The 9550-nt window shown below is 70.8% G+C and carries 8 protein-coding genes; 3 read left to right on the top strand and 5 right to left on the bottom strand.

Features of this window, described 5'->3' with window-relative positions:
* The coding region (locus GT354_RS08055) for a hypothetical protein (protein ID WP_161355568.1) at nucleotides 1-604 on the top strand (604 nt) is incomplete at its 5' end.
* Nucleotides 605-695: 91 nt separating this feature from the next.
* On the opposite strand, the gene GT354_RS08050 is transcribed toward GT354_RS08055, so the two are convergent.
* Both GT354_RS08050 and pdxH read right to left on the bottom strand, forming a co-directional pair.
* Nucleotides 696-2072, bottom strand: a complete 1377-nt coding sequence (locus tag GT354_RS08050; protein ID WP_202511631.1) for an MFS transporter — start codon at nucleotides 2070-2072, stop codon at nucleotides 696-698.
* Nucleotides 2073-2664: 592 nt separating this feature from the next.
* Nucleotides 2665-3315 carry a pyridoxamine 5'-phosphate oxidase gene (gene pdxH, locus GT354_RS08045; protein WP_161355569.1) on the bottom strand — a complete coding sequence of 217 codons (651 nt, stop codon included), beginning with the start codon at nucleotides 3313-3315 and terminating at the stop codon, nucleotides 2665-2667.
* 410 nt (nucleotides 3316-3725) lie between these two features.
* Between pdxH and GT354_RS08040 the strand changes: the two genes are divergently transcribed.
* Complete coding sequence (locus GT354_RS08040; RefSeq protein ID WP_161355567.1) at nucleotides 3726-4841, top strand: citrate synthase 2; 1116 nt, start codon at nucleotides 3726-3728, stop codon at nucleotides 4839-4841.
* Between the two features lie 115 nt (nucleotides 4842-4956).
* On the opposite strand, the gene GT354_RS08035 is transcribed toward GT354_RS08040, so the two are convergent.
* Both GT354_RS08035 and GT354_RS08030 read right to left on the bottom strand, forming a co-directional pair.
* Nucleotides 4957-5799, bottom strand: coding sequence for a (2Fe-2S)-binding protein (locus tag GT354_RS08035; protein ID WP_161355566.1), 843 nt, complete (start codon nucleotides 5797-5799; stop codon nucleotides 4957-4959).
* An 84-nt stretch (nucleotides 5800-5883) separates the two neighbouring features.
* Entirely contained in the window at nucleotides 5884-7431 is a 1548-nt protein-coding gene (locus tag GT354_RS08030) for an APC family permease (RefSeq protein ID WP_161355565.1), read from the bottom strand.
* 273 nt (nucleotides 7432-7704) lie between these two features.
* On the opposite strand from GT354_RS08030, the gene GT354_RS08025 reads away from it, so the two are divergent.
* Entirely contained in the window at nucleotides 7705-8655 is a 951-nt protein-coding gene (locus tag GT354_RS08025) for a threonine/serine dehydratase (protein ID WP_161355564.1), read from the top strand.
* A gap of 16 nt (nucleotides 8656-8671) precedes the next feature.
* Here the strand turns inward: GT354_RS08025 and GT354_RS08020 are convergent.
* A partial coding sequence (locus GT354_RS08020) for a heterodisulfide reductase-related iron-sulfur binding cluster (protein WP_272923775.1) occupies nucleotides 8672-9550 on the bottom strand: 879 nt, incomplete at its 5' end.

Raw genomic sequence — 9550 nt, 5'->3', positions numbered from 1 at the left:
GCCGCTGGAGCGGCCGCTGACCGTCGTGGGCGCGGCCGGTTCACTGACGCTGCACCAGGATCCGGCGGACGGCAGTCCGATCGCCGAGGCGCTGGCGATGGACCCGGCGGCGGCGCTGCCCACGCCGATCGACCCGGTCACGCCCGCCGAGGCCCGGGCGGCGAGCGCGGCCTTTCCCGGCTTCGCGGCGTGGAATCCGTACGGGAGTTGCTTCGTGTGCGGTACCGAGCGGGCCGAGGGCGACGGTCTGCGGCTGTTCCCGGGCCTGCTCGCGGATCGCTCGGACACCAACGCGTGCGTGTGGACCCCGTCCGCGGCGTTCGTCGCGCCGGACACCGAGCAGGTCGCCGCCGAGTTCGTCTGGGCCGCGCTCGACTGCCCGGGCGGCTGGACGGGGATGGACGAGGCCACCGCGTTGTTGCTGGGCCGGATGACCACGTACGTGTACGCGCTGCCCTATCCGGACGAGCCGTGCGTCGTACTCGGGCGCCGACTGGGCCGCGACGGCCGCAAGTTCGCCACGGCGACCACGCTGTACGACGCCGAGGGCCGGGTCGCCGCGCACGCCGAACAGGTGTGGATCGCGCCCCGGCCGTCCTCCTGATCGGCGAGACCGGTTCTCTCCGGAGGCGGCCGTAGCCCTTTCCGCCGCCTCCGCGTCGCGGGAAAGGGACTCGGCACGCGACCCGCGGCCCCTACGGCTGCGGGTCGCGTGCGTCGTAGCGCCAGAAGCCTCGCCATCGCAGCGACAGCGCGATCACCAGGACGACGCACGCGAGGCCGCCGCCGACCACCGAGATGCGCTCGGTGCTCAGCGCGGCCACCGACCCGGCCTCGAAGTCGCCCAGCCGAGGACCACCGGCGACCACCACGATGAACACGCCGGCCAACCGGCCGCGCATCTCGTCCGGGGTCGCCACCTGCATGATCGTATTTCGGAACACCATGCTGATGGTGTCCGCGCACCCCGCGAGCGCCAGCAGGATCAGCCCCAGCCACAGTGGGCCGCCGAGCCCGAACGCCGCGATGCACGTGCCCCACGCGAGCACCGCGATCACCACCGCGCGGCCTTGACGCTGTACGCGGCCCAGCCACCCGGAGAACAGCCCGCCCGCGAGCGCGCCGACGGCGGGCGCGGCCACCAACAGCCCGACCGTGCCGGCTCCGCCTCCGTACAGCGTCGCGGCCATCGCCGGGAACAACGCTCGGGGCATGCCGAAGACCATCGCGACGATGTCGGTCATGAACGTCATGCGCACGTTGGGCCTGCTCCGCAAGAAGCGCAGCCCGTCCGTGACCGAGGCCCGGGTGCGCCCGTCGGCCGCGCGCGTGGGGGGCATCGAGGGCAGGCGCCACATCGCGTACAGCGCGGCCGAGAACGCGAGTGTGTCGATCACGTAGGCGGCCTGGAAACTCCACAGGCCGATCACCACGCCGCCCAGCATCGGGCCGACGGTCATCGCGAGCGCCATCGCGATCGAGTTCAACGCGTTGGCGGCGGGTAGCCGGTCGGCCGGCAACAGCTTGGGGATCATCGACGTACGCGCGGGGTTGTTGACCGCGAAGAACGCCGACTGCACGGCGACCGCCCCGTAGAGCAGCCACACCTGGCCGAGGTCGAGGAACGCCTGCACGGCGAGCAGGATCGACACCGAGGCGAGGCCACACGCGCTCACCAGCCCCACCAGTCGACGGTCCACGCTGTCCGCGATCGCCCCGCCGACCAGGCCGAACACGATCAGCGGGACCACCGAGAAGAGCCCGACGAGCCCGACCGCGAAGTTGGATTCGGTGAGTGCGTACACCTGGATGGCGACCGCGACGGCGGTCATCTGCTGCCCCAGGGAGGACACCGAGTGCCCGAACCACAGGCGCCGGAAGTCGGGGAACTCGCGAAGCGGCGTGACGTCGGCGAGGACGGCGCCGGCTATTCGCCCGGCCGCGCTTCTCGCGGCGGCCGGCGGGGGTCTTTCGGACGTCTCGTCCGAGACGGCGGCCGGCGGAGGGCTCTGCGGGGCGCCGTCCGCGGCGGGGTTCGAGTCGGTGTTCGGCGTAGTGGGCACTCTGAACATCCAAGACCAAATGCCGCGCCGCTATTCCCTGTTCGCGTGTGGGATCAGGCACGCTTTAAATGCGTTGCACCCGGCCGTGGGCCATCTAACCTCACTGGCACACGGGAGAGGAGGTGGTTCGAAGTTGAGTAGCATTCGGACGCGTGAGGTGGCTGCCCGCTAGCCGCCATTCCGGTTTACCGGCTCGGCTCGCCCCGTCGTGTGTGCACCGCGACGGACGCAGGCAGGCGGCCGGCAACACCAGGCAGACACCCGACCCGCAGGTCGCCGGGATCGTCCCCCGGCCTTTGTTCCCCTCACCGAGGAGATCAAAGAAGCGACCTGCGGGTCGTTGTCGTTTTCGGGTGGCTTATTCGGTCACCATGCTCGGGGCTTTCGGGATTCGACTCGGGACTCTCGGGATTCGGGACTCTCGGGACTCGACTCGCGACTCTCGGGGACTCCACTCGGGACTCTCGAGGGTTCGAGGGTTCGAGGGTTCGAGGGTTCGGTAGTCAAGGGGCTTACGGCTCGGCATACGAGAGTTCGGTACTCACAGGAATGCGGGGCTCGGAGATTCCGGGGGGCCAGGGGTTCCGGGGGGGTCGGAGGCTCAGGGGCTCAGTCGCTCGACTCGCCAGGCCGTGTGTGCGCCGGGGGTCGAGGCCGGTCGGGCCTCGCGTACGTACCTCAGCCGATCGTGCATCCGGTTCTCGCGTCCCTGCCAGAACTCGATCGTGTCGGGTACGACCCGGAATCCGCCCCAGAACCGTGGTACCGGGATGTCGTCGATGTCGGCGAAGCCGGCGTCGGCCTCCGCGTAGCGCTTTTCCAGGTGTTCCCGCCCGGGAACGACGCTGGATTGTTCACTGGCCCACGCACCGATCCGCGAGCCGCGCGGGCGGGAGCGGAAGTAGTCGGCGGTCTGCTCGCGCGACACTCGTTCGGCGCAGCCGGTGACGATCACCTGGCGGCGCATCGCGTGCCACGGGAACAACAGGCTTACCGCCGGGTTGGCGGTGAGTTCGGTGCCCTTGCGCGAGTCGTAGTTGGTGTAGAAGACGAAGCCGTCGTGGTCGACGTCCTTGAGCAGGACCGTGCGCGTGCTCGGTCGGCCGTCGGGGGTGGCCGTCGCGACGATCATCGCGTTCGGCTCGGGCAGCCCGGCCTCGGCGGCCTCGCCGAACCACCCGGCGAACAACGGGAAGGGGGCGGGCGGCATCGCGCCGACGTCGATGCCTTCGCCTCGGTATTGCCGCCGCATGGCGGCGGGCTCGGTGAACTCCACGGACTACGAGTACCACTCGCGGGCTGCCTGCGGGGGCGCCCGGGCCGTTCCGGGTGGAGTCGGGGTGCGACGCGTGACGCCCGGGTGTGGTACACGGTTGCGGTTTGTGCCGGACCTCACGTGGCGGGGGGCGCTCCGACGTAGGTCGTCTCGATGTCAAGAGATATCCTGGCCAATGGACTTCGATCGGCCCATACCTTCCGCGCGGCCCCACCCCGGCCGCGTCGGACCGATCGAAAACAGCTCCCCGAACCACCGGTGGAACCCAGGTGCACAGCCGTTTCGGCACCATGCGCCCCGGCTCGTTCGGGGGAGACACAGTGTGGCAGTGCGGGGTATGAAGGACCCGGCCACAAGTCAGTCGAGATCGCATGAGGAGCCGCCTGATGTCCGAGTTCGTACCCGGGCTCGAAGGAGTCATAGCGTTCGAGACGGAGATCGCCGAACCCGACAAGGAGGGTGGCGCGCTCCGGTACCGAGGTGTGGACATCGAGGATCTCGTCGGCCACGTCTCGTTCGGCAACGTCTGGGGCCTGTTGGTGGACGGGGCGTTCAACCCCGGTCTGCCGCCGGCCGAACCGTTCCCGATCCCGATTCACTCGGGCGATGTCCGCGTGGACGTGCAGAGCGCGCTGGCCATGCTCGCCCCGGTGTGGGGGCTCAAACCCCTGCACGACATCGACGACGCCCAGGCGCGCGACGACCTCGCCCGGGCCGCCGTGATGGCGCTTTCGTATGTCGCGCAGTCGGCCCGCGGCCTGGAGAAGCCGATGGTCCCGCAGAGCGAGATCGACAAGGCCGAGACGATCGTCGAGCGCTTCATGATCCGGTGGCGTGGCGAGCCGGACCCCAAGCACGTCCAGGCGGTCGACGCCTACTGGACCTCGGCGGCCGAGCACGGCATGAACGCGTCGACGTTCACCGCCCGCGTGATCGCCGGCACCGGCGCCGACGTGGCGGCGTGCCTGTCGGGTGCGGTCGGTGCGATGTCGGGGCCGCTGCACGGTGGTGCGCCCTCGCGCGTGCTGCACATGATCGAGGAGATCGAGCGCACCGGCGACGCCACGGCGTACGTCAAGGGTGTCCTCGACCGCGGCGACCGCCTGATGGGCTTCGGTCACCGGGTGTATCGCGCCGAGGACCCTCGTGCGCGCGTGCTGCGTCGCACGGCCAAGGAGCTCGGTGCCCCTCGCTACGAGGTGGCGGCGGCGCTGGAGAAGGCGGCCCTGGAAGAGCTTCAGGCCCGTCGTCCCGACCGGGTACTGGCGACCAACGTGGAGTTCTGGGCCGCGGTGATGTTGGACTTCGCCGAGGTACCCGCCCACATGTTCACGTCGATGTTCACGTGTGCGCGCACCGCCGGGTGGAGCGCGCACATCCTGGAGCACAAGCGCACGTCGCGCCTCGTGCGTCCGGCCGCTCTCTACGTCGGCCCGGGCACGCGGCCGATCACCGAGGTGGCCGGTTACGACGACACGGTTCGCAACCTGCGCCACGGGTGACCCCGGCGATATCTCGACCGAAGAACCGAAGGCCCGTCTCTCACGAGGAGGCGGGCTTTCGCCCGTCTGGGGCGCCGACCGGGGCCCGAGTGCCGCCGGAAAGGATCCGCACCGGCTACTCCCGCCCCTCCAGGATCGCCACCTGTCGATCGTCGCTCGCGCGAGGGCACGTGGAGCACAGTGCGTCCGGGTTCAGCGTGTACCAGAGGCAGCACACGCTCTGCGTCCGGTTGCGGTGTGTCTGCCCGCGCGATCCCACCAGCGTGCGGAATCCGGCTTCGCGCTTGAAGTGACCCACGCCGCCCGGGAGCAGCGCCTCCAGTTCCCGTACCGCCCGCTCGCCCTCCCCCCGCGTCCGCCCGAGGTACCAGACGCCGCTGACCAGCTCGTCCGCCGCCATCCCCCACAGCACCTGCTCGCCCCGCCGCAGGTGTGGCCGAAACACGGTCAGCAGCGGGGCGAGGTGATCGGCGACGCCGCGCAGGAGCTCGGCCCGCAGGGCGGCCTCGTCGGCCACCACCCGGGCCCCGGACGCCCGCGCCCGGGGATCGTCGGGCAGGCAGGCGAAGGTCCGTGCGCTCACGCCGAAGGAGCGCCGCATGCGGTCCGATCCGGTGTCGATCCACACGTCGTCGAGGCTCACGTGCGGGACTCGCCGCCGCAGAAACCACGGGCCCGCGAGCATCAGGCACGCGTACCACGCATAGCCGTGCAGGGCCCACATGGCGACCGCGTCGTCGCGTGGGTCGGCTTCGAGCGTCGTGGTGATCCGCCGCCGCTCGGCGAGCAGTACGCCGGCCAGGACCTCGGGGTCCTCGGCCATCCGGGACGCGTGCAGCGTGCCCGCACCCGGGTGACCGACCTCGACCTCGATCAGCGAGCACGCCTCGCCCAGTTCGCGGAAGGTGTCCGCGAGCGCCGGGCACGGGGTGGGCTGCCGGAGGTCGAGCAAGGTCATGATCAGAAGGTAAGGCTTGCCTAACCCGGTGTCCATACCGGCTGTCGGCGTGTCCTTCGCGCGCTGCCCGTCGGCGTCGGGGGATCACACCTTCGTGGGCGCGGTGGGCAGCACTTGCGGGTCGTCGGTGTCGGTGCGTTCGCCGGCGTCCTCCAGGATGATCCGGCCCATCAGTTCGTAGCGCGCCGGGCTCTTGACCTTCATGTACAGCGCGAGCGCGAGGCCGCCCAGGAAGACCCCGCCGACGATGTACGGGGTGAGCTTGAACAACAGCGAGCCGGACGCGGCCCCCGCCGCCGTCTCCATGTTCCGGAGCAGCAGGATCACGACCACCAGCATCGCGATGCCGCCGATCAGCGGTGCGAGGAAGGTGCGGAACCAGTGCGCGGTCTCGGGATGGTTCTTGCCGACGTGGAAGTAGCCGATCACCGCGAACGAGCACAGGGTCTGGACGATCAGGATCGCCATCGTGCCCAGGATCGCGAGCAGGGTGTACAGGTGGATGTAGGGGTCGCGGTCGGTGATCAGGAACGCGAGCACGATGGTGGTGGCGATCACGCTCTGCACGAACGAGGCGAAGTACGGCGACCCGTGCACCGGGTGGGTGTTGCCGAGCTTGCGCGAGATGAAGCCCTCGCGGCCGATGGCGTAGAGGTAGCGCGACGCGCACTGGTGGAAGGCCATGCCGCACGCGAACGAGCCGGTGATCAGCAGCCACTGGAACGAGTCGACCGCCCAGCCGCCGATGAAGTCGCCCGTGGGGCCGAAGAACAGGTCGAGGGGGGACGAGCCTGCCGCGACCTCCTTGGACTCGGCCAAGCCGGTGCCGGAGATCGCCATCCAGGACACGAAGACGTAGAACAGGCCGACGCCGACCACCGAGACCAGGGTGGCGCGAGGGATGACCTTTTTGGGGTTGCGCGACTCCTCGCCGTACATCGCGGTGGACTCGAAGCCCACCCACGACCAGAACGCGAAGAACAGGCCGAGTCCGGCGGCGCCCTTGAACGCGTTGGCGGGGTTGATCGGCTCGGTGCTCAGGCCGTCGGGGCCGCCGCCTTGGACCAGCACGGCGATCGCCATCGCGGCGAGCACCGCGATCTCGGCGACGAGGAGGACGCCGAGGAGGCGGGAGGTGAGATGGATGTCGAAGAACGACAGCAGCGCGGTGATCGCGAGCATGGCCAGCGCGTAGATCGACCAGTTGAGGTCGACGCCGAGTTGATCGTTGACGGTGGTGTCGGCGAAGTACGCGAACACGCCGACGATCGATGCCTCGAAGACCACGTAGGCCAGTACCGCGAGCAGCCCCGAGGCCATCCCCACGACCCGGCCCAGGCCGTGCGAGATGTAGCCGTAGAAGGCGCCGGCGGAGGTGATGTGCTTGGCCATCGCGACGTAGCCGATGGAGAACACGCTCAGCACGAGCGTCGCGAACAGGTAGCCGGCCGGGGCGCCGATGCCGTTGCCGAAGCCGACCGCGATCGGCAGGTTGCCGGTCATCGCGGTGATCGGCGCGGCGGTGGCGACGGCCATGAAGACCACGCCCGTGAGCCCGACCGAGTTCGCCTTGAGGCGTTGGACCTGGGGTGTCGTCGCGGCGGTGGGTCCGTCGCCGAGGTTGCCGGACATCCCACCTCCCTCCGTGAGTCGATGTGACCTGATGGTGTGTCAGCTTCGACCCCGGGTGGCCGGTCTCACAATTGACACAGTGTCAGGGATCCGCCGGATCTGCCCCTTGCCTTGTCGGCACCGGCGGCGTCGGGCGCCGGATCCCGGGCCCACCAAGGCCTTGGGACGTCGCTCGCGGCGCACCGGCCGGATCGGCGCCGGTCACCGCGGCGCCCGTTCGGGTGAACCGCTTCGGGTGAAGGGCTGCGAATGATCCCGTTAAGGTCGTCTCCCATGGAGAATTCCACGTCCGAACTGACCTATGGCGACATCAGGACCGCCGCCGAGCGCATCGTGGGGCAGACCCAGCCCGTCACCATGATGCCGATCCACCCGTCGCCGCACGTGTGGCTCGCCCTGGAGTTCATCCAGCACACCGGCTCGTTCAAGGCCCGTGGCGCGGCCAACTTCACCACCGCGCACGTCGAGGCCGGGACGATGCCCGAGGCCGGCGTCGTGATCGCCTCGGGCGGCAACGCGGGGCTGGCGTGTGCGTGGGCGGCGCGGGCCGCCGGGGTGCGGGCGACGGTGTTCGTCCCGGAGTCGGCGCCGCGCATCAAGGTGGAGCGGTTGCGCTCGTACGGGGCCGACGTGCTGCTCGTGGGACGCGAGTACGCCGACGCCCTGGAGGCGTCGCAGCGGTTCGCCGAGGACCGGGGCGCGCTTTTGTCGCACGCGTACGACAACCCGCTGATCGCGGCCGGGGCGGGCACGCTGGTGCCCGAGATACTCGCGGGCGTGTCCGGGCAACTCGACACGATCATCGTCGCGGTCGGTGGTGGCGGCCTGTTCTCCGGCGTCGCGACGGCGGCCGAGGAACACGGGATCCGCACGGTCGCGGTCGAGCCCGAGCACTGCCGCGCGCTCAACGCCGCGTTGGAGGCGGGCCGGGTCGTGGACGTGCACGTGGACTCGGTGGCGGCCGACTCGTTGGGCGCCCGCCGAGTCTCCGAGACGGCGCTGGCGACCGCCCGGCGCACCGGCGCGTTCTCCGTACTGGTGTCCGACAAGGCGATCATCGAGTCGCGTCAGGCGCTGTGGGACAACTTCCGCATCGTCGTCGAACACGCGGCCGCCACCGCGCTCGCCGCGCTGTCCACCGGCGCGTACACCCCGGCCCAGGGCGAAAAGGTCGCGGTCATACTGTGCGGCGCCAACACCGACCCGGCGGGTCTGGTGGTCTGAGCCATCGCGGGCCCGGTCATGCGTCGCCGCCGGCGGGTTCGGCGCCGGCGTCCCCGGACAGCGCCCGGGCCAGCAGTTCGGCCGTGTGGATGGGGCGGCGGTCGGTGAGTCGGCCGATCTGGGTGCGACAGCTGAAGCCGTCGGCCAGGGTGATCGCGTCGGGCCCGGCCGCCGCCAGGGCCGGCAGGAGTCGGTCGGCGGCGACCGCGCGGGAGATGTCGGCGTGCGCCTTCTCGTAGCCGAAGTTGCCGGCCAACCCGCAGCACCCGCCCGCCGGTTCGCCGGACAGGCCGGCTTTCGCGCGCAGTCGGCGATCGGCGGCGTCGCCCAGGACGGCGTGTTGGTGGCAGTGCAGTTGTCCGGTGATCTCGCGGTCGAGGACCGGGGGCGACCAGTGCGGCGCGTACTCCTCCAACGCCTGCGCGAACGTCTTGACCGATCCGGACAGGCCGTGTGCGGCGGCGCCCATCAGTTCCGGCACGTCGGTGCGCAGCGCGGCCGCGCAGGACGGTTCGAGGCCGACGATCGGCAGCCCCGCCGCGAGCGCCGGGCGCAAGGTGGCCAGCGTTGTGGTCAACACCCGCTTGGCGATGCCCAGTTGGCCGGTCGAGATCCAGGTCAGGCCGCAACACACGGGTCCGGGCGGGACCACCACCTCCAGGCCCGCGTCCTCCAGGACGGCGACCGCCGAGCGGGCCACCTCGGGGGCGAAGTGGTTGGTGAAGGTGTCGGGCCACAGCACGACCTTGCGGGCGGCGCCGCGGGTGCGCGGCCGGTCGCGCCACCAGCGGGTGAACGTTCGGGCCGCGAACGGCGGCACGTCGCGGGACGGGTCCAGGCCCGCGAGGGCCAGGCCCGTCCGGCGCAGCGCCGGCACGCCGGCGGCCGCGTTCAC

It is taken from the genome of Streptomyces sp. SID3343, assembly GCF_009865215.1.
Lineage (GTDB): Bacteria > Actinomycetota > Actinomycetes > Streptomycetales > Streptomycetaceae > Embleya.
Note: the sequence above shows the minus strand (reverse complement) of the source record. Positions and strands in the feature narration are given on the sequence as shown.

What these genes read in the sequence shown, in the direction of transcription:
- GT354_RS08030 (WP_161355565.1), bottom strand. Translation starts at nt 7,431, where the DNA reads ATGTCCGGCAACCTCGGCGACGGACCCACCGCCGCGACGACACCCCAG.
- GT354_RS08050 (WP_202511631.1), bottom strand. Translation starts at nt 2,072, where the DNA reads ATGTTCAGAGTGCCCACTACGCCGAACACCGACTCGAACCCCGCCGCG.
- GT354_RS08025 (WP_161355564.1), top strand. Translation starts at nt 7,705, where the DNA reads ATGGAGAATTCCACGTCCGAACTGACCTATGGCGACATCAGGACCGCC.
- GT354_RS08035 (WP_161355566.1), bottom strand. Translation starts at nt 5,799, where the DNA reads ATGACCTTGCTCGACCTCCGGCAGCCCACCCCGTGCCCGGCGCTCGCG.
- pdxH (WP_161355569.1), bottom strand. Translation starts at nt 3,315, where the DNA reads ATGCGGCGGCAATACCGAGGCGAAGGCATCGACGTCGGCGCGATGCCG.
- GT354_RS08040 (WP_161355567.1), top strand. Translation starts at nt 3,726, where the DNA reads ATGTCCGAGTTCGTACCCGGGCTCGAAGGAGTCATAGCGTTCGAGACG.